Source organism: Monashia sp. NPDC004114 (assembly GCF_053603855.1).
In genome coordinates, this window is sequence record NZ_JBSGGK010000011.1 from 1 (window position 1) to 19,640 (window position 19,640).

Here is a 19,640-nt window from a genome sequence, read left to right on the forward strand (position 1 = left end):
CGGGCCGAGCGGGTCCGGGGCCCAGCGCGTCCGGGCCCAGCGCGTCCGGGCCCAGCGCGTCCGGGCCCAGCGGGTCCGCGCCCAGCGCGTCCGGGCCCAGCGGGTCGGGACCTGGTGGGGCCGGACCCGGTCGGGGACGCTCCCCCGAGGATCTTCGCCGCGTTCCCGGCCCGTTCGCCGACGCCGTCACCAAGGCAGCGTCGCAGCGACCCCGGCCGACCGTTGTCGTGCGCGGGACGCTGCGCCGCGCCGAGATCGAGATGCAGCCGCTGGTGCTCGATGCGGACGACGGGACCACATGGGAGCTGATGTTCCCGCCCGGATGGGCCGTCGACGCCGAGCCGGGGGCGCGCGTGACGGTCAGCGGTGAGCACGCCGTCGACGTCGCCACGATCTCGATGGTCGGCCCGGTGCTCCAGGTGCGCACCCTCTCCCGCGCCGACTGACCCCACGCCGGCTCATCCCGCGCGCCGGCTCATCCCGCGCGCCGGGTCATCCCGCGCGCCGGCTCATCCCGCGCGCCGGCTCACGATGCAACACACCGAGCAGCCGCAAACTTCGACGGTTATTTCCGGCGAAGTTTGCGGCTGCTCGGTGTGTTGCGGTCGACAGGGCCTGGCGAGGGCGCGGGCGGGCAGGCGCGTGGGGGCGCGGGCGGGCAGGCGGGTGAGGGACCACACTCTGAGACATAAGCAGTAGTTATTTGACCAGTAACGCCCTGCTATTCGAAACTCCCATATATCCGATAGGAAAGCAGCCGCTCTCCTCGGACCCCGCGCAGCCGCGCCAGACCCATGAGGAGCCACATCATGCGACGCCCGCTCATCGCTCTCGCCGCCACCGTCATCGCCGGAACGCTCGGCTTGACGGCGTGTGCCGGCGGCTCGAGTGACGTCGTGGACCAGCCGGGCTCCACCCCCGCGGGTGCCGCGACGAGCACGATCAACCTGTACGCGTATGCCGTCCCGAAGGTCGGGTTCGACGCTGTGATCCCGGCGTTCCAGAAGACCGCGGCCGGCAAGGGAGTGCAGTTCCAGCAGAGCTACGGCGCCTCGGGCGACCAGAGCCGCAAGGTCGCCGCCGGTGCCGAGGCCGACTTCGTCAACTTCTCGGTCGAGCCGGACATCACCCGCCTGGTCGACGCCGGGCTCGTCGACCAGAACTGGAATGCCAACGAGCACAAGGGAATTCCCTTCGGCTCCGTCGTCACCATCGTCGTCCGAAAGGGCAACCCCAAGGGGATCAAGGACTGGGACGACCTGCTGAAGCCCGGTGTCGAGGTGGTCACCCCCAACCCGTTCTCCTCGGGCTCGGCCAAGTGGAACCTCCTGGCTCCGTATGCCGCCAAGAGCAACGGCGGCGTGAACAAGGCTGCCGGCCTGGCCTACATCAACCAGCTCGTCACCGACCACGTGAAGATCCAGCCGAAGTCCGGACGAGAGGCGAGCGAGGCCTTCATCCAGGGCTCGGGCGACGCGCTGCTCAGCTACGAGAACGAGGCGCTGTTCCTCGAGCGCGACGGCGAAGCGGTGCAGCACGTCACCCCTCCGACGACGTTCAAGATCGAGAACCCTGCGGCGGTGATCAGGACGAGCAAGAACCTCACCACCGCGACGGCTTTCAACGACTACCTCTACACGCCTGAGGCCCAGACCCTGCTGGCCAAGGCCGGGTTCCGCGTCGTCGACCCGACGGTCGCAGCCGAGTTCGCCTCGAGCTTCCCGGCACCGGCGAAGCTGTGGACCATCGCCGACCTCGGTGGATGGAAGGCGGTCGACTCCACCCTGTTCAAGAAGGACGTCGGCGACATCGCCGTCATCTACGACAAGGCGACCAAGTGACGTCGAACGCCGTCAACCGCAGGGAGGCCGAGCGCTCGGCCTCCCTGCGGTCGCGCGCGCCGGGCGCCGAGAGCGGCACGGCGCCGCACGAGGAGGCGCCTGCGCAAGCGCACCCGTCCCGGGGACGAGGCGCGACGGCATACCCCGAGGTTCGGCCTGCGGCATACCAAGGCGGTGATCCAGCGGCATCTGGCGACGGCGGGACGCCGCAGCGCCCGACCGCACCGGCACGTCGGCGCCCACGACGTCGGCTCGCCCAGCCGCTCGGCATCGGCGTCGTCACCCTGTGGCTCAGCGTCATCGTGCTGCTGCCGCTCGCCGCCCTCACCGTGACGGCGTTCTCGGACGGCTGGGCCGGCTTCTGGGAGGCGGTGACCGCGCCGGCCGCGCTCGCGTCGCTGTGGGTGACCGTGCTCGTGGCGGCCGCGGTGGCTCTCGTCAACGCCGTCCTCGGGACGCTGGTGGCGTGGGTTCTGGTCCGTGACGACTTCCCCGGCAAGCGCGTCGTCAATGCCGTCATCGACCTGCCGTTCGCTCTCCCGACCATCGTGGCGAGCATCGTGCTGCTGTCGCTCTACGGGCCGAACAGCCCGATCGGCGTGCACCTCAACGCAACTCGCCCAGGGCTCGTCGTCGCGTTGCTGTTCGTCACGCTGCCGTTCGTCGTCCGGTCCGTGCAGCCGGTGCTCATCGAGTCCGACCGCGAGGTCGAGGACGCGGCCGCCTCCCTCGGCGCGTCGAACTGGACCACGTTCCGTCGCGTGGTGCTGCCGACCCTCGGACCGGCGATCCTGTCCGGCACGGGGCTGGCGTTCGCGCGCGCCATCGGGGAGTACGGCTCGGTCGTGCTCATCGGCGGCAACATCCCGCGCGAGACGCAGGTCGCCTCGCAGTACATCCAGCAGCAGATCGAGATCGACCGTCCGCAGAACGCCGCGGCCGTCTCCGTCGCGCTGCTTGCGATCGCCTTCCTGACCCTGTTCGTGCTGCGCGTCGTCGCAAGCCGGGCCCAGCGACGAGAGGAGCGAGCGCCGTGAGGATCTCGCGCGGAACCCGGCTGTCACTGCGCGTCGTCGCCCTGGGCTACCTCGTCGCCCTCATCGGGCTGCCCATCGGCGTCATCCTCTGGCGCGCGCTGTCGCCGGGCCTCGGCACCTTCTACGCGTCGATCAGCACCCCGGCTGCGATCTCCGCCCTGAACCTGTCGCTGCTCATCGTCGCGATCGTCGTGCCGCTCAACGTCATCTTCGGCGTCGCCACGGCCCTGGCGCTGGTGCGGGGCGGCCGGTTCCGGGGGCGTGGGCTGCTGCAGGCGGTCGTGGACCTGCCCTTCGCGGTGTCGCCGATCGTCGTCGGCGTGTCACTCATCATGCTGTGGGGCGTCAACGGGTGGTTCGGCGGGCTTGACCGGGCCGGGTTCAAGGTCATCTTCGGCCTGCCCGGCATGGTCATCGCGACCCTCTTCGTCACGCTGCCGTTCGTCGTGCGCGAGGTCGAGCCGGTGCTGCACGAGATCGGCCAGGACCAGGAGCAGGCCGCGTCCACCCTCGGCGCCAGCTCGTGGCAGACGTTCTGGCGCATCACGCTGCCCGCCATCCGTTGGGGCCTGACCTACGGCATCGTCCTGACCGTCGCCCGCGCCCTTGGTGAGTTCGGCGCCGTGATCATGGTGTCCTCCGGCTTCGCCGGCGTCTCGCAGACGCTCACCTTGCTCGTCCACGCGCGTTACATCGACGACCACAACACCTACGGCGCGTATGCCGCCGCGACCCTCCTCATGGGGATCGCCCTGCTCGTGCTCCTGCTCATGACCCTGCTCGACCGCAAGAGGACCGACCGATGATCTCTGTGACCAACGCCCGCAAGAACTACGGCGCGTTCACCGCGCTCGACGACGTCAGCATCGAGATCCCGAGCGGGTCGCTCACCGCGCTGCTCGGGCCGAGCGGATCCGGCAAGTCGACCCTGCTGCGGTCGATCGCCGGCCTCGAAGGGCTCGACTCCGGGACCGTGACGATCGAGGGCCGCGAGGTGACCGACGAGCCGCCTCAGCGACGCGGGATCGGCTTCGTCTTCCAGCACTATGCCGCCTTCAAGCACATGACCGTGCGCGACAACGTCGCCTTCGGGCTGACGATCCGCAAGCGACCCAAGGGCGAGATCGACCGGCGCGTCAACGAGCTGCTCGAGATCGTTGGCCTCGAGGGGTTCCGCAACCGCTACCCCGCGCAGCTCTCCGGTGGCCAGCGCCAGCGGATGGCCCTGGCGCGAGCCCTCGCCGTCGACCCACAGGTGCTGCTGCTGGACGAGCCCTTCGGGGCCCTCGACGCGAAGGTGCGAACGGATCTGCGCCAGTGGCTGCGGCGGCTGCACGACGAGGTCCACGTCACAACGGTGCTCGTGACCCACGACCAGGAGGAGGCCCTCGACGTCGCCGACCGGATCGCCGTACTCAACAAGGGTCGGATCGAGCAGGTGGGCGACCCGGTCACGCTCTACGAGCGCCCCGCGAACGACTTCGTCATGAGCTTCCTCGGTTCGGTGGCCCGGCTTGGCGGGCAGCTCGTGCGGCCCCACGACATCGTGCTGGAGCGGGACCGCGCGACCGCGCTGGCCCAGGACGCCAAGGTGCCCGACTCCCCTGGGGTCATCGAGGCCGTCGTCGAGCGGGTGGTGCCCCTGGGCTTCGAGGTGCGGGTGGAGCTGCGGGCAGACTCGGGTGAGCGATTCGCGGCCCAGGTGACCCGGCGCGACGCAGCCGAGCTGCAGCTGAGGGAAGGCGAGACAGTGCACGCGCGCGCGGCCCAGCGTTCGAGCGTCGTGGAACTCGACCCGGCCCTCGCCATCTGACCCGTTGTCCATTCGCCCGCCCACCCCGTCGAGTGGTCGCTTCGTCTCAGCGGTATGCCGCTTGGGATGCAAGACCGAGCGGCCACTCGACGTGATCCCAGCCTGATCCCACCCGTCGAGTGGTCGCTTCGAAACGCCGAGTCGGTCGGCGCGCCGGCCGTGTCGAAATGACCACTCGACTTTCGTGAGGGCTCATGTGTGCTGGGTCGTGGGGGGTTGGCTGCTTATGAGGCACACTGCACCCGTGGACATCTCCGCGCGTGTGGACTACGCCGTCCGGGCGATGCTCATCCTTGCCGAGGGCGAGGCCGAGGGCACCGGGCCCGTCAGCATCGACTCGTTGGCACACCGTCAGGATCTGCCTCGCAAGTTCCTCGAGGCGATCTTCGCGGACCTGCGCCGGGCGGGTCTGGTGCTCAGCCGGCGCGGAGCGCGGGGTGGGTACGTGCTCGCCCGCGAACGGCGTGAGATCAGCATCGGCGACGTGTTCCGCGCCGTGGACGGGCCCCTGGCCGAGGTGCGCGGGCTGCGCCCCCACGAGACGACGTACCAAGGGGTGGCTACCCACCTGCCCAGCCTCTGGGTCGCGGTGCGGGCGAGCCTGCGCGAGGTGCTCGACGACACGTCGCTGGAAGACCTGCGAACGGGTGACCTGCCCGACCGCGTCCGCCAGCTCCTGGCCACGCCCGATGCGTGGCAGAACCGCTGACCCGACGCGTGACAGGTGGGACCACGCGCCCACTCGACCTCATGGGCTGATCTCCCCCTCGAGTGAGCGCCCCGCCCCAGCCGCCTCACCAGCTCCAGCAGCCGTCGGGCGGGGTGGACTACGGGCCCTGCTCTTGGCGTCTAGCGCGACAGCCGTGCCTCGATCACGAGGTTCTGGGTGGGAGGACGATCCCCCGATGGCGTCTGCATGCAGGTGATGACGACAAGCCGACCCGGGACGTCGGCCCAGACCGTTGTGTCGTCGCCAATTCGGTCTCGGTCGACGAGCACGGACCTGGTCACCCGGTACGTGACCGAGTCGAGCTGGATGACGCTTCCTGTCCGGAGCGACGCCCCCTCCCGCCGCGCGTCGATGAGGTAGTTGCCCGGCCCCGTGCCACCGCCTCGGAGCGAGTGCATCGCCACGAACACCGTCCCTGACCTTGGCCGTGACGGCCCGGCTCCGAGATTTCGGACGACGTATGCCGACGTGTAGGTCGGCGGCGTGATGGTCCCGCCGGCCATCGAGAGCTCGCCGAGGGGGACGTCGAGCCCGACCGACGGGATCCTGAACCGGCCCCCGACATCGGGCACGGCCTTCATCCGCGCCGCGACAGCTGCTGGGGCGGCAGCGGTCTCGTCGGGCGCTACTGGCCGACCGTGCAAGTCCATGAGCCTCGCGGTCGGCACCGCCGCATGTCCGGAACCGCTCTGAATCGTGGCGACCCCGACGACGCCCACGCACATGAGCGCCGCCAGGAGAGCCATCTGAACGGCCCGCCGACCGGGCGTCTGGGCGCCCACCGAGGCCGTCCTGAGCGATGCGCGCCTCAGGCGGCGGTCCAGTTCAGGCACGATGTGGACTCACGACGCGCGGCGGGCCAGCAACCGGGCCAGGCCACCGAGTGCCAGGAGCGCGAGAGCGCAGCCGATGATCGCAAGCGAACCCGGGCGCGAGGAGTCGGAGCTGGCCGGCTCCGCGATCAGGTGGCCGCCGGTGTCGACGCTTGGGCCGTGCACCGACGGTGCCGGCGTCACGGTCGGCGTCACGGTCGGCGTCACCGTCGGCGTCACCGTCGGCGTCACCGTCGGCGTGGTGGTCGGCGTGGTGGTCGGCGTCGGTCCGCCCCCTGCGGTGTCTGTGCAGCCCAGCACAGAGGCGGTCAGGGTCTCGTTCGCGACGAAAGCCTTGCCGCTCGAGTCCGCGGCGACCGGAACAACGAAGGCGAACCCGGACTTGGCAGGCATCGTGTCGATGTGCAGGGTGATCGTCGTCCCGTCCGCGGAGACCGTCGCGGTGCCGGCACCCGTTACCGGGATCGTGAAGCCGTTGCCATAGAGCTGGCCCATACCCGTTGGCGTGCCCGTGTAGATCGTGTCGGGAGGGGTCGTGAACCGCATCCCCTGGACGGCGGTGACCGTGTAAGTGGCGTCCCCGACCCCCTTGTTGGTGGCAGCGTAGAAGCGCATGAAGCGCTGCGGCGGCGCGCCCCATCCGTCGGCATTGACCTCGCCCTCAGGCGTGGGCGTCGTTCGCCAGAGATCGTCGGCGCTGGTGGTCGGGTCGTTGGTCAGGTGGACCGCACCGTAGTCGTCCCATTTGTCGCGAACCGTGATGTCCGGGGAAGGAAGGGGAAAGACCGTCTGCCCGGCGAGTGAGAGCTTGCACGCCTTGGTCGTGACTGTGGGCGCGGGAGGCCGGGTCACCGCGCAGGCGCCGGAGCCCTGTTCCGCAGTGCCGCTCAGCCGGGCCGTCGTGTAGACCGGGTCGGCGAGGTCGGTCCCGATGGGGACGGTGAAGTCGAGCTGGAACACGGTGCCCGTGTGCGCCGCGAGCGTGCCCAGATCGACCACGTAGGTCCGGGTCGCGTCGTCGCTCGAAGCGAGCGAGGCCTGCCGCGCCCAGGTGTAGTTCGAGTAGGGAGCCCCCCACCGCGGCATGGCGGCATTGCTCGACACGGGGTCGAAGGAGACGCTCGTGGCGGTCGCCGGCAAGGTCACGGCAACGTGTCCATCCAGGATCGTGTCATCGGTTGCGACCGGGATCCGGTAGGAGCCTTTGACGGGGGCCGTGGTCGGCCCTGAAGGGGCCTCGGTGTACCAGTGCGTGATCTCGAAGATCCCGGGCCCGTCGAACTCCGGCCGGACCTCGACCATGTAGCCACCGTTGCTGTAGCTGACCGGGTTGCCCTGGAGGTCGACCGCCAGGCCACCGCCGTCCTGCGTGTTGTTGAGATCTGTGTCCATGACCGTCTTGGCGTTCCAGACCACGTCGCAACCAGAGGTCGCAACCCCGGAGTGTGATCCTGCGTTGGTCGCGAAGGCGGGAAGCCCCATGCCAAGGACAGCGGCAGCAGCCAGCACAGAGACGGCACGTCGCCGATGAGCTCTCAAGATGGTCATGACAGTGTGACGCCCGAGACGGCGGCTGATGTCGCTGGACCAGCGAGATGTCCAGAGAGCGATCGGCAGTGCCGACGGCTCGGTCACGGTGCCAGGAGCCGCCATTCGGGTGGCGATCTCGACATTGGCCCGGCACTCGACCTGGCGGTGGCCGGCGCGGGCCACAGGGCAGAGCGACGCTCCGTGACGACCAGCAGAGAGCGCCCGTCGCGGATCGCACACTCTTGCAGCACAGCGCCATTCGCAGTGGCAACGGATGCAGCGGCAGCGCACGCCTGGTTCCGCGAGGCACCGCCACGCAGCGCCGTCGCTCCGGCGAGGGCCCCGAGGTCTGCGGCCGTCCGGGCGTGATGGCTTGCGACTACGGCCGAGGCCATCGCCAATGCGCCGACCGTCAACACCAGCACAACGCCGATGAGTCCGACGACCAGGAGGCTGGAGGAACCGCGGTCCGACGCTCGGGACGACATGCGTGCGGGCGAGACGCGCATGTCCGGTCGTCGGCGGAGGCTGCCGCCAGTCAGGCCGGCGCGTCGCTGACAACTCATGGCGGGTCCGCACTCTCCGCGGGTGCGACGGCCGAGGCCGAGAGTGTCCAGGTGGGGATGACGCCTCCCCATCCGCCGGTCCGAGCCATCACGGTGACCTGGACCGTCGAGGACGCCACGACGGACACGCTCGCGCCGTCGGGGGCCGAAGCCAGAGCCAACCCGCGCACCCGAGCAGGGTCATCCCCACGAGCGGCTGAGCGCGCAGCCACTCGGGCGGCATCGATGCAGCGAATCTGGTCGATGGCCGCCCGCACGGCGGCCAGGCACACGGCCAGGACCAGGACCACGGCCGGGATGGCGACGGCCAGCTCGGCCGTCACCATCCCGACGTCGCGCCCCGCCGAACACCGGGCCGGTCGACACCTCACCCGGCGATGCCCAGCGCGCTCTGCACGATTCCGGCAAGGGCGCTGCGCACGCTGTCGGACTTGACCACGCCGAGGAGCACCAAGGCGAACGTGCACGCCGCCATGATGCCGACGGCATACTCGGCTGTGGTCATCCCATGCTCCCGGCGGCGCACCTGCAGCGAGCGAACCAGTCTGTGTGTCATAGCTTTCCCCTTCTCTTGATGTGTCCGGACTCCTCGATCCGGTGGCCTGTGGTGCGGTCAGCCGGCCATCAGCCGACCCGCGAGCGCGATGACGAGCGGCACGACGGTCGTGAGGCAGAAGGCGGGCAGGAGCACGAGGCCGAGTGGGGCGACGAGCCGCACGCCCGCCCTCGCCGCCCCGACTTCGAGCCGGTCGAGGTCGGCATGGCGGAGGTCCTCGGCCGCGGCCAGCAGCATCGGCCCGGGAGGGACTCCCGCCTGCTGCGCGATCGCGACGGCCCGCGCGGCCGGGGACCAGCCGGGACCCACCGAACCCCACGCCTCCCACTCGCCGGCACCCCACCGAAGCGCTGCGGCCACCTGCCGCAGGTCTCGGGAGACCGCTCCTCGAGCGCCCGTCGCGACGGCCAGCAGGACGTCCCACGTCGGAAGGCCCGATCGGTACGCAAGGGCCAAGAGCGTCATGGCGGCCGAGATGTCGGCGTCACCTGCCGTGCTGTCAATGCGTCGTCGGCCTGTCCGCGAGGCAGACGTGCCGCTGGCGGACCGATGGTCAGAGGAGACGGCACCAGGCCCGACGTCCTGCCGCCCGTTGCCCTCCCCTGCAGTGCGCACGTCTTCGTCGCTCGCATGCGTCCTGGACGGCAGCACTCCGACCGCCGCGGCGAGCAGGAGGGCGACGACCAGGGCGGAAGCTGTCACGATCATGCGGCCACCGCCGCGCGGATGATCCGGGAGCACCAGAACCGCCCGAGCACGAGGAGCGCCAGCCCTAGGAGCAGCGAGGTCAGGCTCAGACCCGAGCCCAGGTACATCGCGACAGGGCCCACGCCGCACGCCCAGCCGAAGAGCGGCCCCGTAAGCGGCAGAGCGGTCAGCACCGTCACCGTCGCCTTGGGCCCGGCGACCGCGACGGCGACCTTGCCTCGGCGGGTCCTCGCATCACGCAGTCCCTCCGCGGCCCGGCCGACGGCGGCCGCGAGCGGTGCGCCGGTCGTCTCGGACAGGCGCCAGGCAGATGCGACGAAGCCAAGCTCGGCCGAACCACTGCGACGGGCAGATTCGGCCCAGGTCGACGACATCGGCGTGCCGGCCTCCGCCGCCTCGACGAGCGCCTCGACCAGCCACTCGATCTCCCGGCGACGCGTCCGACCCGACGTGGTGGACGCGCTCCTCGCACCACGGGCTCGGTCGCGGCCCAACGAGCAAGCACCCGCGATCTCGACCGCCCGGGCCGGCGGCAAGCCCGCTTCCAGAGCGGGGCGTATGCCGTCCAGCAGGTCGAGCACGACATCGACCAGGCTCTCCGGCCGGCGACGCAGCCGCCACGCGCGCACGAGCTGGACCGGGTCCTCGCGCCATAGCGAGCGCAGCGCAGCACGGACCTCCCCGGCACGGCCAGCGGCACCGAGCCCCCCAGGCAACCGCCGGCCGCCACTCATGGTCACGCCATCGCGCACCCCCGCGCCGTCGCGCACCCCCGCGCCGTCGCGCACCCCCGCACCGTCGCGCACCCCCGCGCCGTCGCGCACCCCCGCGCCGTCGCGCAGCACCGCGCCGTCGCGCAGCACCGCGCCGCCCAGCACCGCGCCGTCGCGCACTGCCTCATCGCCCAGCGCCACCCTGCTGACCGGCACCACCGTGCGGTGCCCCACGACCGCACCGCGCGATGTCTCGCGAGCCGAGCTCGCGGTAACGCGAATTCGGTGAGGCCACAACAGAACTGCCGCCCCGAGCAGAAGCGAGGCGAGCAGGACCGGGAGGCCACTCACGTCTCGACCCCCGCTCCTCGGATGTGGTCGGCGTGCGAGTGCACCACCCCGGGGTCGAGGCCCAGCCGCGCAGCGAGCGACGGCCACGCGGGCCCGGCCGTGGCGGGGAAGCCGGCCCCCCTCCACTCGAGCGCTGGGACGACCGACGGGCCGTCGCCGCGACGGAAGACCGCCGCGATCGACGCCACGCGACGCTCGCCGCGCTCGCGAGCGACGTGAACGACGATGTCGATCGCGGCGGCGAGCTGGGACTGCACCGCAACCGGCCCGAGCCCGGCGAGTGCGCCGAGCGCCTCGAACCGCGCGAGGACGTCCGATGGAGCGTTGGCATGAACCGTGCCGCAGCCGCCCTCGTGGCCGGTGTTGAGCGCCGCGAGGAGCTCTCGCACCTCGGCACCACGCACCTCACCGACAACGATGCGATCGGGCCTCATCCGCAAGGCCTGGCGCACGAGCGTGGTCAGCGTGACCTCGCCGGTGCCCTCCACATTGGGCGGGCGGGCTTCGAGGCGTACGACGTGCGGATGGTCGACGTTCAGCTCGCGGACGTCCTCGACGACGAGCAACCGCTCCACCGGGTCGGTGATCGCGAGCAGGGCCGCGAGGAGCGTTGTCTTGCCTGCTCCGGTGCCTCCTGAGACGACGAACGCCAGGCGCTTGCGCACGATCTCCCCAAGCACCACGTCCCAGTGGGCAGGGACCATCCCCCGGCCCATGAGCTCGTCGAGCGACACGGGCGTGGAGGACGGAACACGGATGGTGATGTGTGCGCCACCCGCGACCAGCGGCGGCAGCATCGCGTGCAGGCGGGCACCTGAGGGCAGCTGGCCGTCGACCCAGGGGCTCGAGTCATCGAGCCGGCGACCGGCGATCCCGGCGAGGCGGACCGCGAGCGCGCGCGCCGCCTCGGGGGCGATCCCGTCGCCGACGTCCTCCATGCCGCTGCCACGGTCGACCCAGATGCGGCCGTCCCCGTTGACGGCGACGTCCGTGACGCCCGGGGCGTCAAGCCAGTGGTCCAGCGGACCGGCACCGAGAACCTTGGCCGTCAGAGCGTCCCGCGACGCTGCGACCCTGCGCGCGCCGAGTGCGCCGTGCTCTTGCTCCGCCACGCCGGCGACTTCGTGGACGTCGGGCGCGAGACCCCCCCTGACCCGCTCCCACATTGCGGGGGTCAGCGTCACCGCACCCACCGCCCGAGACAGCCGCTCACGCCGCCAGCTCCTGGCGCGCCAGCCGAAGCAGCACGGCGTCGGCGGCCCGAACGACATCGCCTCGCGCCCGAGCTCCCGGAGGGAGACCGTCGGCCAGGTCGCCGAGCACGAGCCGGTCGTCGCCGACGACGGCGACCAGCGGCACGTCGAGCGCGTCCATGACAAGGTCCTGCAACGCGGGCTCCACGCCTGTGCCGCGCAGGACGAGCCACGGCTCGACCGGCAGGGGCGGCGGGCCGCTCTCCCAGGAACCGCCGGCGACCCTTGACGCCCGCACCACTCGCCGCACACCGGGCACGACGTGCGACAGTGCGGTCAGCTGCCCGACGTCCGACCCGGCAACCACGACCACGGCGTCGACGAGGTGCGCGACCGCCGCGAGCACGTCCACATCGCGTGACAGGTCGAGGACGGTGAGGTCGAGCGCCAACGAGAGGCCCGTGACGACATCCGCGAGCTGCACCAGGAAGTCGCCCCCCTCACGGGCCTCCGAGGGCGACGCGCCCAGCTTGCGTCCGAACGGCTCGCCGTCGTCCTCGCCCGACCCTTCGGTCCACTGGCCACCCGGCGGGCCACCGGGCACATCGCCCGGAGCTCGCCCCCATCCATGCGGCCCGTACCCGGCGAGCACGGCCACACCGCACGACATCGGCAGCTCGGCGGCCAGCGCCTCCCCGTCGACGACACCGGCCACCTCGGACAGCTCGGGCCAGCGCCAGCCGGCCGAATGTTCCACCCCGAACCTGACCTCCAGCGAGCCGGCATACCGATCGAGGTCGACGGCCGCGCACGAGCGGCCCACCATGGCGGCTCGGACGGCGACCGCCGCCGCGAGGGTGGAGGCTCCGACCCCTCCTGACGCCGGAACGAAGGCAATGACGTTTCCCATGCGCCAACCGTCGCCTCACGAGCGGTCGGTGCCCAGCGGCATACGTCCGGCGGTGGACAACCCCATCACGGGCCGAGGAGGTGTGGAAAGTGGCGGTGGCCTCCGTCAGGGGGACGACGGAGGCCACCTTCACGACCGTGGCGCCCGGGGGGGAGGGGCCAGATCGCGGGCGCCTCGCGGACCACCAACAAGGGGGTCGCGGGCCGGCACCGCGCTCCATCGTCGTCGTTGTCGGTGGTGAATGCAAACCTCCATGTCATGACACAGACGGCTTTTGAAGGACATAGGACTCATGCGCCCTATGCCCCCAGCGGCCCGCGGGCTCAAGCTCCCGGCACAAGGGCGAGGCCCCCGACCGGGGTCGGGGGCCTCAGGAGAAGTACCGAGCTACCAGGCGTGCATCCTGTGAGTGTCGCCTCGGTTGTGTCCCGAGGGTGGACGGTTCCAAGCGAACTGCTCTCGCGTGGGTACTCAGTGATTCTCGAGAGATCTGTCTTGCGGCGGATCCGGATCTACGCCTCTCGGCGATGGGGTTCCTGCATCCGTTGTACCCCAGGCCCTCGGCGTGGCGACACCCCCCACAGTGAACGGACAGCAAGAAACTGTCCACCCCCGTGGACACCCCGCACGATCAGGCGTGCATGGGTGAGCGCATCAGGCGAGGCGCCCCGCTCGCACGGCGTCGCAGACGCGCTCACCCTCCTGCGCGCCGCGCACGTAGGCGGACCCAGCCTGCGCGAGCCAGAGGCCCACGCCCGCCGCCGTGCCCTGCGCGTAGGCCACCAAGGCCCCCAGGTATGCCGGTCCCCCGCCGGCCGCGTGGCCGGCTTCGGGCACGGCCACCCCCGTCGGGTCGAGCCCGGAGGCCTGCAGGAGCGCGCGTTCCATGGCCCGAGCGACGAGACCGTTGCCGTGCACGAACGGTCGTATCGTCGCGATCTCGGCATGGACCAGCGCGGCAACGACAGCCGCTGGCACGCGGGGAGACGCCGACGCAGCGACGATGAGCTCCGACAGTGCACCCAGCCGGGTCGCGACCACTGCGGCCGACGGCGCCGGGCCCACGTCGACCAGCTCGGCACAGGTCTCGCCCTCGAGGCGAGGTCGGCCCAGGCTGTCGGCCGTCACCCCCCGAGAGAGCAGCGGCGTCGCCGCCGCGACATGCAGCCGGGCAAGGGCCTGCATCGGCGCAGTTCGGACGAGCCCGACCACGTGCTCGGTCTCCGCCGTGGCAGATACGGCTCCCTTCACTTCGCGAAGAGCAGGGTCGGGCTCGGTCGGCCACGGGCGAACGCCGCTCATCAGCTCGCGGACCACCGGCACCGGGAGGTCCGCACCGTCTAGAGCACCGCTCGCCTGCGCTCCTCGGACGCGTGACTCGGCTGCAGCCTCGGGGATCCTCCGGCGCAGCGCCTCGTGGAAGCGCAGCCGCGTGCATGCCTCGCGGGCCGCATCGGCTCGTTCGCGCACCTCGGGCAGGTCAGTGAGCACGGCGAGCCGGTCAAGCATCGCGGCTTGAGCGGCGGTCGGGTCTGGCACCGGCTCAGCCTACGGACGTCGCCAGCCGCGACCGCCCAATGGTGAGCACCCCCACGCGTCACCGGGGGCCCAGCCCTGTCGGCTCGATCCGCCGTGCAGCCCGGACGACGGGCACCCGTCGCGGCCGTCCGCTACCCTCGATGTATGAGTTCGTTCACGTCGACCCATCGCGCGTGGTGGCTGCCCAGCTGAGGCGGCCCATCGAACCAACCCATCACGAGCCGCCCACGGGCGGCTCTTCGCGTTCTCCGACGTCGGTCACCCGTGGGCTCCACATCCAAGGAGCAGCAATGACCACCACGACCGCAACCACCGCGCCAGCCACCCACCCAGCCGACACCGTCGGGGTGACACCCTTCGACGTCACCGAGAGCGCCACCTACGTTCGCGCTCGCGAGCGAAGCGTCATCCTCGACGGACTCATCGACGAGCACGCGTCGACCGACCCGACTCGCTTCCGGATGCTCACCGGCGACCGGCCGACCGGTCCGCTTCACGTCGGCCACTATCTCGCCAGCCTGCGCAACCGGGTTCGACTGCAGGACAAGGGCGTCGAGACGTTCGTGGTGATCGCCGACTACCAGGTGATCACCGACCGCGACTCCGTCGGCGACATCGGCGCCAACGTCCAAGGCCTGGTGCTGGACTACCTCGCGGCGGGTCTGGACCCCACCCGCACCACGATCTTCACGCACAGCGCCGTCCCCGCGCTCAACCAGCTGATGCTGCCTTTCCTCTCGTTGGTCACCGACGCCGAGCTGCGGCGCAACCCAACTGTCAAGGATGAGCTGACCCTCTCGGGCGGCCGCCCGCTCTCCGGGCTGCTGCTCACCTACCCCGTCCACCAGGCCGCCGACATCCTCTTCAGCCACAGCCGGATCGTGCCGGTCGGCCGGGACCAGCTGCCGCACCTCGAGCAGACCCGCGCCATCGCGCGCCGGTTCAACGCCAGGTATGCCGGCGGGCAGAGTGTGTTTGCCGAACCGGAGGCACTGCTCAGCGACGTTCCGCTGCTCCTCGGCACGGACGGCACCAAGATGGCCAAGAGCAAGGGCAACGTCATCAACCTGCGCGACACGGCCGATGAGACCGAGGCTCGGATCCGCAGCGCGAGAACGGACTCCGAGCGGCGGGTCACGTTCGATCCAGCGAACCGGCCAGAGGTCGCCAACCTGCTGACCATCGCCGGCCTCTTCCTCGAGGAGGCACCCGAGTCTGTTGCCGACCGAGTCGGCGACGGCGGAGCACAGCGTCTCAAGGACGTCGTCACCGAGGCGGTCAACGAGTCCCTCGCAGGACACCGGGCGCGCCGAGCCGACCTGGCCCGCGACCCGGCATACCTTGCGCAGGTGCTGCACGAGGGCAACGCTCGCGCCGGCGAGGTGGCCGAGCGGACCCTGGCGACCGTCCGGGCGGTGATGGGCATGGCCTACTGAGCCGACCACGACGTCCACGACGTCCTGCGTGCCCGCACGACCGCTCGTCCGCGAACCAGGACCGTTCGGCAGGCTACTCGCCAGTAGCGACGAGACCTGCCTCACTCCGCTCTTGTCGGTGCAACTAGCCTGCGTTTGAGTTGTCGCAGGCGCGTCCCAGCGATGGACGCTGGACTGCACGCTGGACAGTGCGACCGCTTCATAGTCGATGCGAAAGGTGGACACCGTGAGCGAAGAGACGCTCGAGAACCTCCTCCACGAGAGCCGGACCTTCCCGCCAGCGGCCGAGTTCGCCGCGAACGCGAACGGCACTGCCGATCTGTACGACCAGGCCGCGGCCGACCATGAGGGCTTCTGGGCGGACCAGGCCCGCAAGTACGTCTCCTGGGGCAAGGACTTCACCCGGGCGCTCGACTGGGATGCCCCCTTCGCGAAGTGGTTCCAGGACGGCGAGCTGAACGCCTGCTACAACGCCGTGGACCGCCACGTCGAGGCCGGGCGCGGCGACAAGGTCGCGATCCACTTCGTCGGCGAGCCCGCGGGCGACACGAAGGACATCACCTACGCCGACCTGTATGCCGACGTGCAGCGGGCCGCGAACGCGCTGACCGACCTCGGGGTCGGCAAGGGCGACACTGTCGCGATCTACCTTCCGATGATCCCCGAGGCCGCGATCGCCATGCTTGCCTGCGCCCGCATCGGCGCGCCCCACTCGGTCGTCTTCGGCGGGTTCTCGGCGGAGGCGCTGCGCACGCGCATCGACGACGCCAAGGCCATGGTCGTCATCACCTCGGACGGCGGCTTCCGCCGCGGCAGCGCCTCGGCCCTGAAGCCGGCGGTGGACGCGGCGCTGGCTCACGGCGGCGAGAGCGGCAGCGTCCAGAAGGTCCTCGTCGTCAAGCGCACCGGCCAGGACACCGAGTGGACCGACGGGCGTGACGTGTGGTGGCACGAGGCGCTCGAGGCTGCCGCGCCCACGCACGAGGCGCCCATGCACGAGGCGGAGCACCCGCTGTTCATCCTCTACACGTCGGGCACGACCGGGAAGCCGAAGGGCATCTTCCACACGACGGGCGGCTACCTGACCCAGGCGGCATACACCAACGCCGTCGTCCACGACGTCCACCCGGACTCCGACGTCTACTGGTGCACGGCCGACATCGGCTGGGTCACCGGGCACTCGTACATCGTGTACGGGCCGCTCACGAACGGCGCGACGCAGGTGATGTACGAGGGCACGCCGGACACGCCGCACCAGGGACGCTTCTGGGAGATCGTCCAGGACAAGAAGGTCAGCGTCCTCTACACCGCCCCGACCGCGATCCGCACGTTCATGAAGTGGGGCGAGGACATCCCGGCGAAGTTCGACATGAGCTCGCTGCGGGTGCTCGGGTCGGTCGGCGAGCCGATCAACCCCGAGGCGTGGATGTGGTACCGCCGCGTCATCGGCGGCGACCGCTGCCCGATCGTCGACACGTGGTGGCAGACCGAGACGGGCGCGATCATGATCAGCCCGCTGCCAGGCGTGACCGCCGCGAAGCCGGGCTCGGCACAGCGCGCCATCCCGGGCGTCGCCGCCGACGTCGTCGACGACAACGGCCACTCCGTGCCGAACGGCCACGGCGGGTACCTCGTGCTGACCAAGCCATGGCCGGCGATGCTCCGCGGCATCTGGGGCGACCCGGAGCGGTACAAGGAGACGTACTGGTCGCGGTTCGACGGTCTCTACTTCGCCGGTGACGGCGCGAAGAAGGACGAGGACGGCGACATCTGGGTGCTCGGCCGGGTCGACGACGTCATGAACGTGTCCGGCCACCGCCTGTCGACCACCGAGATCGAGTCGGCCCTCGTGTCCCACCCCAAGGTCGCCGAGGCTGCGGTGGTCGGCGCCACCGACGAGACGACCGGACAGGCCGTGTGCGCGTTCGTCATCCTCCGCTCCGAGGCGGTCCAGGAGGCCGACGAGGTCGGCGAGGGCAAGGACCTCGTCCAGGAGCTGCGCAACCACGTCGCGAAGGAGATCGGCCCGATCGCCAAGCCGCGCCAGATCATGATCGTGCCCGAGCTGCCCAAGACGCGCTCCGGCAAGATCATGCGGCGCCTGCTGCGCGACGTCGCCGAGAACCGTGAGGTCGGCGACGTGACGACGCTGGCGGACAGCTCGGTCATGGACCTGATCAAGTCGGGCCTGTCGAAGGGCTCGTCCAGCGACAGCTGACACCACAAGATCGCAGAACGGTAGGCAACGGTGGGTGTGCACGCGCATACCCACCGTTGTCGTCGCCGGCGTGGTTGACTCAGGCGGGTGACCGAAGGACCGCCTCCGCCCGAGCCGTACACCTGGGTCGTGGAGTCCATCGACGGCCGCGAGACCATCGACCCCAAACCGCGGATCTCCCTGGGTGAGGACGGGCGTCTGGCCGGCACGACCGGCGTCAACCGGATCTCTGGGACCTACGAGGCCGAGGACGAGCTGGTCCGTATCGTCGGGACAGGCATGACGCGTATGGCCGGCTCGCCCGAGGCGATGGAGCAGGAAAGTCGCTTCCTGGCCGCGCTCGAGGGCTGGCAGGCCTTCCAGTACGGCGATGGGTGGCTGAGGCTGGGTCGCGTCGACCACGGGCTGGTCCTCGTCCTCAGCCAGCCCGGACCCCCCGGCTGACGCACGGGTTGGCTCACCGACGGGTATGCCGCCCGGCCGGTTCGCTCACCGACGCCGACGAGGCTCAGCGACGTCGCAGTGCTGCGGCGTCGCTGAGCTGATGCGACGTCGCTGAGCTGATGCGACGTCGCTGAGCTTCTGCCACGCCCGTCGACGAGGGGCACACTGCGCGCCAGCGCGCCGTCAGGCGCGCGTGCGGGCGAGTGCGTCGACGACCACGTCGACGTCGGCAGGGCGGCATACCTCGAGGCCGAGCTGCACGTGGTGCACGCCCGCGTCGGACCAGGCCGCGAGGCCGTCGGCGATGGCCCCGGCGTCGACCGGCAGGTGCCGAGCCTCGTCAGTGAGGTCGTCGAGCGAGCCGTGCACGTCGACGCCGACAGTCAGCGCGAGCGACTCGGGGTCGCGATCCTCCGCCTCGCAGGCCGCGCGGAAGCGGCCCAGCCGCTGGGTCCAGCGGTCGTCGGGTCGGCCGTACCAGGCGGTCTGCCACTGGTCGGCATGGCGAGCGGTGAGGCGGAGCATCCGATCGCCTTCGGCCGCGACGAGGAGCGGCACCCGCCGGCGCGGGGCGGGGAGGACGACGGCGTCATCGAGGTGAGTCCAGTTGCCGTGGAAGGTAACTCGCTCGCCGGCGAGCAGTGGCGCGACGACCGCCAGCACCTCCTCGAACCGGCCGACGCGGTGGTCGAACGGGTAGCCGAACGCGCGGTACTCCGGCTCGTGCCAACCGCAGCCCAGACCCAGGATGAGGCGCTGGTCGGCGACGTCGTCGAGGGTCGTCGCCATCTTCGCGAGAATGCCTGGGCTGCGGAACGAGGTCGCGAGCACGAGCGACCCGAGCTCGACCCGGTCGGTGGATGCCGCGAGAGCGGTGAGCAGCGTCATCGCCTCGTGGTAGCCGTTCTCGGGACCGTCCGCTGGCCGGTGGAGAAAGTGGTCGCAGATCCAGAGGCTGTCGACGCCCCCGGCCTCGGCCTGGCGCGCGACGGCGAGGATCTCGCGCCACGTGTCGCCGCCCTCGGCCGCTGACTGGGGAAGCACGATGCCTACCTTCACGCTTGCAGCCTAGGGGTGCCCGCCGCCGCCAGGCTGGATTGCCGGACGCCGATGGTGCAGCAGATCGTCACGCGGAAGGTCTGCGTGTGCTGGGGGCGATCACCACCAGAAGACGCAGACCTTCCGACAGATCTACGACCCCGTCTGTTGCCCAAGGACTACG

The 19,640-nt window shown here is 70.9% G+C and carries 20 protein-coding genes; 9 read left to right on the top strand and 11 right to left on the bottom strand.

Annotated elements, in window-relative coordinates:
* The 6 genes from ACWEOW_RS14860 to ACWEOW_RS14885 all read left to right on the top strand — a co-directional run.
* Positions 1-446, top strand: a 446-nt coding sequence (locus ACWEOW_RS14860) for a hypothetical protein (protein ID WP_452269988.1), incomplete at its 5' end; no start/stop codon positions are given.
* Positions 447-809: 363 nt separating this feature from the next.
* A complete protein-coding gene (locus tag ACWEOW_RS14865; protein WP_452269989.1) occupies positions 810-1,841 on the top strand; it encodes a sulfate ABC transporter substrate-binding protein in 1,032 nt (343 codons plus the stop codon).
* A complete protein-coding gene (gene cysT, locus ACWEOW_RS14870; protein ID WP_452269990.1) occupies positions 1,838-2,878 on the top strand; it encodes a sulfate ABC transporter permease subunit CysT in 1,041 nt (346 codons plus the stop codon). The genes ACWEOW_RS14865 and cysT overlap by 4 nt, the downstream gene beginning before the upstream one ends.
* Positions 2,875-3,684 carry a sulfate ABC transporter permease subunit CysW gene (cysW, locus tag ACWEOW_RS14875; RefSeq protein ID WP_452269991.1) on the top strand — a complete coding sequence of 270 codons (810 nt, stop codon included), beginning with the start codon at positions 2,875-2,877 and terminating at the stop codon, positions 3,682-3,684. The genes cysT and cysW overlap by 4 nt, the downstream gene beginning before the upstream one ends.
* On the top strand, positions 3,681-4,691 hold the full coding sequence (locus ACWEOW_RS14880) for a sulfate/molybdate ABC transporter ATP-binding protein (RefSeq protein ID WP_452269992.1): 1,011 nt from the start codon (positions 3,681-3,683) through the stop codon (positions 4,689-4,691). Before cysW ends, ACWEOW_RS14880 begins: the two co-directional genes overlap by 4 nt.
* A 244-nt stretch (positions 4,692-4,935) precedes the next feature.
* A complete protein-coding gene (locus ACWEOW_RS14885) occupies positions 4,936-5,400 on the top strand; it encodes an RrF2 family transcriptional regulator (protein ID WP_452269993.1) in 465 nt (154 codons plus the stop codon).
* A 140-nt stretch (positions 5,401-5,540) separates the two neighbouring features.
* Here ACWEOW_RS14885 and ACWEOW_RS14890 read toward each other — a convergent pair whose 3' ends face one another.
* From ACWEOW_RS14890 to ACWEOW_RS14935, 10 genes are all read right to left on the bottom strand, one after another.
* Positions 5,541-6,203, bottom strand: a complete 663-nt coding sequence (locus ACWEOW_RS14890) for a class F sortase (RefSeq protein ID WP_452269994.1) — start codon at positions 6,201-6,203, stop codon at positions 5,541-5,543.
* Positions 6,204-6,263: 60 nt separating this feature from the next.
* Complete coding sequence (locus tag ACWEOW_RS14895; protein WP_452269995.1) at positions 6,264-7,670, bottom strand: hypothetical protein; 1,407 nt, start codon at positions 7,668-7,670, stop codon at positions 6,264-6,266.
* Positions 7,671-7,885: 215 nt separating this feature from the next.
* Positions 7,886-8,422, bottom strand: coding sequence for an Rv3654c family TadE-like protein (locus ACWEOW_RS14900; protein WP_452269996.1), 537 nt, complete (start codon positions 8,420-8,422; stop codon positions 7,886-7,888).
* Complete coding sequence (locus ACWEOW_RS14905; RefSeq protein WP_452270144.1) at positions 8,347-8,676, bottom strand: TadE family type IV pilus minor pilin; 330 nt, start codon at positions 8,674-8,676, stop codon at positions 8,347-8,349. Before ACWEOW_RS14905 ends, ACWEOW_RS14900 begins: the two co-directional genes overlap by 76 nt.
* Positions 8,677-8,717: 41 nt before the next feature.
* On the bottom strand, positions 8,718-8,906 hold the full coding sequence (locus ACWEOW_RS14910; protein ID WP_452269997.1) for a DUF4244 domain-containing protein: 189 nt from the start codon (positions 8,904-8,906) through the stop codon (positions 8,718-8,720).
* 57 nt (positions 8,907-8,963) lie between these two features.
* Positions 8,964-9,614 (bottom strand): type II secretion system F family protein, encoded by a 651-nt coding sequence (locus ACWEOW_RS14915; RefSeq protein ID WP_452269998.1) that lies wholly within the window; start codon positions 9,612-9,614, stop codon positions 8,964-8,966.
* Positions 9,611-10,561 (bottom strand): type II secretion system F family protein, encoded by a 951-nt coding sequence (locus tag ACWEOW_RS14920; RefSeq protein WP_452269999.1) that lies wholly within the window; start codon positions 10,559-10,561, stop codon positions 9,611-9,613. Before ACWEOW_RS14920 ends, ACWEOW_RS14915 begins: the two co-directional genes overlap by 4 nt.
* Positions 10,562-10,674: 113 nt before the next feature.
* The gene (locus tag ACWEOW_RS14925) at positions 10,675-11,862 is read right to left on the bottom strand and encodes a TadA family conjugal transfer-associated ATPase (protein ID WP_452270000.1); all 1,188 of its coding nucleotides are present in this window, start codon (positions 11,860-11,862) and stop codon (positions 10,675-10,677) included.
* Between the two features lie 25 nt (positions 11,863-11,887).
* Positions 11,888-12,781, bottom strand: coding sequence for a hypothetical protein (locus tag ACWEOW_RS14930; RefSeq protein WP_452270001.1), 894 nt, complete (start codon positions 12,779-12,781; stop codon positions 11,888-11,890).
* Positions 12,782-13,435: 654 nt separating this feature from the next.
* Positions 13,436-14,320, bottom strand: a complete 885-nt coding sequence (locus ACWEOW_RS14935) for a hypothetical protein (RefSeq protein ID WP_452270002.1) — start codon at positions 14,318-14,320, stop codon at positions 13,436-13,438.
* Positions 14,321-14,610: 290 nt separating this feature from the next.
* Here ACWEOW_RS14935 and trpS point away from each other — a divergent pair, with 290 nt between their 5' ends.
* From trpS to ACWEOW_RS14950, 3 genes are all read left to right on the top strand, one after another.
* Positions 14,611-15,756 carry a tryptophan--tRNA ligase gene (gene trpS, locus ACWEOW_RS14940; RefSeq protein ID WP_452270003.1) on the top strand — a complete coding sequence of 382 codons (1,146 nt, stop codon included), beginning with the start codon at positions 14,611-14,613 and terminating at the stop codon, positions 15,754-15,756.
* A 208-nt stretch (positions 15,757-15,964) separates the two neighbouring features.
* Entirely contained in the window at positions 15,965-17,974 is a 2,010-nt protein-coding gene (gene acs, locus ACWEOW_RS14945; RefSeq protein WP_452270004.1) for an acetate--CoA ligase, read from the top strand.
* Positions 17,975-18,061: 87 nt separating this feature from the next.
* Entirely contained in the window at positions 18,062-18,418 is a 357-nt protein-coding gene (locus tag ACWEOW_RS14950; RefSeq protein WP_452270005.1) for an META domain-containing protein, read from the top strand.
* Positions 18,419-18,601: 183 nt separating this feature from the next.
* On the opposite strand, the gene ACWEOW_RS14955 is transcribed toward ACWEOW_RS14950, so the two are convergent.
* Positions 18,602-19,477 carry an LLM class flavin-dependent oxidoreductase gene (locus ACWEOW_RS14955; protein ID WP_452270006.1) on the bottom strand — a complete coding sequence of 292 codons (876 nt, stop codon included), beginning with the start codon at positions 19,475-19,477 and terminating at the stop codon, positions 18,602-18,604.
* Between the last annotated feature and the right edge of the window lie 163 nt (positions 19,478-19,640).

Bases quoted from the DNA above. Each gene is read 5' to 3' on its own strand.
- ACWEOW_RS14865 (WP_452269989.1), top strand. From the start codon at position 810: ATGCGACGCCCGCTCATCGCTCTCGCCGCCACCGTCATCGCCGGAACG.
- ACWEOW_RS14880 (WP_452269992.1), top strand. From the start codon at position 3,681: ATGATCTCTGTGACCAACGCCCGCAAGAACTACGGCGCGTTCACCGCG.
- ACWEOW_RS14900 (WP_452269996.1), bottom strand. From the start codon at position 8,422: ATGGGGAGGCGTCATCCCCACCTGGACACTCTCGGCCTCGGCCGTCGC.
- ACWEOW_RS14905 (WP_452270144.1), bottom strand. From the start codon at position 8,676: ATGGTGACGGCCGAGCTGGCCGTCGCCATCCCGGCCGTGGTCCTGGTC.
- ACWEOW_RS14910 (WP_452269997.1), bottom strand. From the start codon at position 8,906: ATGACACACAGACTGGTTCGCTCGCTGCAGGTGCGCCGCCGGGAGCAT.
- ACWEOW_RS14915 (WP_452269998.1), bottom strand. From the start codon at position 9,614: ATGATCGTGACAGCTTCCGCCCTGGTCGTCGCCCTCCTGCTCGCCGCG.
- ACWEOW_RS14930 (WP_452270001.1), bottom strand. From the start codon at position 12,781: ATGGGAAACGTCATTGCCTTCGTTCCGGCGTCAGGAGGGGTCGGAGCC.
- trpS (WP_452270003.1), top strand. From the start codon at position 14,611: ATGACCACCACGACCGCAACCACCGCGCCAGCCACCCACCCAGCCGAC.
- acs (WP_452270004.1), top strand. From the start codon at position 15,965: ATGCGAAAGGTGGACACCGTGAGCGAAGAGACGCTCGAGAACCTCCTC.